3 protein-coding genes are annotated in these 2,527 nt (G+C 53.4%); 1 reads left to right on the top strand and 2 read right to left on the bottom strand.

From position 1 onward, the window contains the following. The coding region (locus IQ219_RS18925) for a DUF3769 domain-containing protein (protein WP_194073639.1) at positions 1-1,842 on the bottom strand (1,842 nt) is incomplete at its 3' end. 230 nt (positions 1,843-2,072) lie between these two features. Further along, the gene (locus tag IQ219_RS18920; RefSeq protein ID WP_010873313.1) at positions 2,073-2,189 is read right to left on the bottom strand and encodes a photosystem II reaction center protein I; all 117 of its coding nucleotides are present in this window, start codon (positions 2,187-2,189) and stop codon (positions 2,073-2,075) included. Between the two features lie 151 nt (positions 2,190-2,340). On the opposite strand from IQ219_RS18920, the gene IQ219_RS18915 reads away from it, so the two are divergent. After that, on the top strand, positions 2,341-2,527 hold a 187-nt coding region (locus IQ219_RS18915), incomplete at its 3' end, for a DciA family protein (RefSeq protein ID WP_194073638.1).

The raw sequence follows: 2,527 nt of genomic DNA, 5'->3' as shown, positions 1-2,527 counted from the left end.
CTGTAAACGCATCAGGCTGACCAGGTTATCCCCGGTGGTGGGGTTAATCAATTCCTGGCGATCGGTACTGGCTTCCACGCTCTGCACAGATGCTTGATAGTTGAGGGCCAAGCTGGGATCTTCAAAGGGGTAAATGGTGGGGGAAACAATAATCGCCCCCACACTACTTTGCACCGTCTGGAAACCGAGGGAGCCGTTGTATAAACGCTCGCGGTAATTGTACTCAAATCGTAGATCGTAGGGATTGCCCAAATCCCCCAATTTATTCTGCAAAGCTAGTTTGGCCCGGAGGGAATCATCAATGGCATCCAAATTGAGGTTGGAAAAGTTGAGGGTATTCAGTAAATTCATCCGCTCATTGAAGTTGACGTTCAACTCCGTAATCAAACCAAAGGCAGCAGGGCAAAGGGCACAAACCTCCGCATCGCTCTGGTTGGCCAGGGGGAAAGCGTCGGGGAAAAAGACCTTTTGCACCAGGTATTGGGGCTTAACTTGAAAGGTGACACTGTCGGTGTCAATGGGGGTGAAATTCCCCTGGACGTATAGGCCGCCCCGGTCTTCGCCGTCATAGCCAATGCTAATTAATCCCGGTTGGCGATCGCGGCGATCGATGGTGAGACGGTCCTGGAAGGGCAGGGATGTGGTTTGGTCGAGCAGCACCCGGGAGCCAGTGAGTTTGAGTTCATCCACCTCCGGGGCGACGTTATAGTAATCGGCAGTTTCCGCTTGTACCTCTAGCTCCGGGGGGTTAAAGGGATCGTTGGTAATGCGAACTTTCTTGGCCCGCCAACCATCGGCGTCGAAGTCCACCTGCTCTGCCTGGAAACGGAGGCGATTGACTTGGCCACCAGTGTCCGTTTGGCTAGCACTCTGGGCCCCTGGGTTACTGGCCCCAATGCCGGCCCGAAAGCCTTCTTGCCCCACTACATTGGTGAGGGGCTGATTAATGGCCAGGCGATCGTTCAAGCTTTGGTTAGAAACAATGGGGTTGCCAAAGTCAGCGGGCACAGTTTGGGCAAAGTCCCGGGCGGTGCTGGGCTGGTAAATTTCCCCGTTGGCGTCGTAGATTACCCCCTGGTTGAGCACAAAGAAGTATTCAAATCTTTGTCCCTGGAGAATCTGTTCTCCCCGCTTCAGGGTGACGTTCCCTTCAGCCACAGCAAACCGGTCCGGCAAATTAACCCGTAGGCGATCGGCCAGCAGTAGCCCATTGGCAAAGCGCATGGTGACGTTGCCGGTGGCGGTGACCACTTCCCGATTGCTGTCAAATTCTTGGTGGTCGGAAATTAGTTCGATTACTTCCGGGGGAATGGCGACTTCATCTGCCTCCGTGGCCGGAATAGGGGAACTATCAAGAAATTGGCTCGGCTCTGGGTTATTTTCTGTTGTCGTTGGGGGAGGGGTGACTCCAGGGTCTATTTCCAAGACTTCATCGACTTCATCGATCGCCTCTTGGCCCTTTTCTTCAACTGTGGGCTCAGCTTCCCCCGTGGGCCCTGTGATCACTTCTAACTCCGACTCGCTGGGGGCTGTGATCAGATATTCTTGAATCTCTCCGTCCCGGGACTGACTGATAATTTTCTTGGCCGTAGGAATGGGTACCTCCACAGGCCGATCGCCGATTTTAGAGTTGGGGGCAACGGGAGTACCCCCCAGGGTCAAACCAGAGTTGGGATTAAGGTACAGATCCTTGGCCGAAGCCTGGGCGATCGCCGGGTCCGCCGATGGAGGAGTGGACGAGGAAAGTGTTGCCCCGTCAGTTGCCAGCATTTCTTCAGTCTCCCTCGGACTGATCACTTCAATGGGTACCGGAGGAGGGGGAGGGGAAACAATAGGGGGCATTTAAATCGACGAACTAAACGCCAACGCTAACATTTGCTTTGTTTGGACTGAAATATAAAGCTAAGGCTAACTGGGCTTGGTTAACAAGGGGGACGATCAATTGCCAGAAATCGTTTCGTCTGTGGCCCCAGCGACAAAAAACTCTCCGGTGGGGGAGAGCAATCAGGTTCCAATCTACCCCTGGCACAAAAATTAGTCTAGGGAGAGAGGAAAATTTTTTTGGCTAAAGCTTATTCAAAGTCCTTGCGGCCAGGGTTCCGGGTGGGGTCACTGGAAAGGAAGCCGAAGATAAACAGGGAAATAAACAAGCCAACAACGATATAAACGGCGATTTTAAGGGTTAACATAAATTCTCCTTGTTAAATTCAAAGGCGTAGCCAAGCTTAATTGAGCAAAAATCCGGGCGCAGAAACCATTCTACCTTGCCTACTTTACCCCATTTCGGTCTAGGCTTTGGGGGGATGGCCGGGGAATTTCCACCGCCAAGGGAGGCACACCATGGGCTTAAACAATCTCGACCACTTACTGGGCCATCTCAGGCGATCGCCGGGGTGGGAACAACTGCGCCGTTACCAATTGGTCAAAGAAGCTTGGCAGAAGGTGATCGATCCCCGTTTACGTGACTGTACCAAGCCCCTGGGCGTTCAGCGGGGGGCACTGACGGTGGCGGTCATTTCCCCGGCCC

This window comes from Synechocystis sp. LEGE 06083 (assembly GCF_015207725.1).
In the GTDB taxonomy this organism is placed as follows: Bacteria; Cyanobacteriota; Cyanobacteriia; order Cyanobacteriales; family Microcystaceae; genus Synechocystis; species Synechocystis salina.
This window is presented reverse-complemented; position numbering and strand designations above follow the sequence as displayed.

What these genes read in the sequence shown, in the direction of transcription:
- IQ219_RS18920 (WP_010873313.1), bottom strand. Translation starts at nt 2,189, where the DNA reads ATGTTAACCCTTAAAATCGCCGTTTATATCGTTGTTGGCTTGTTTATT.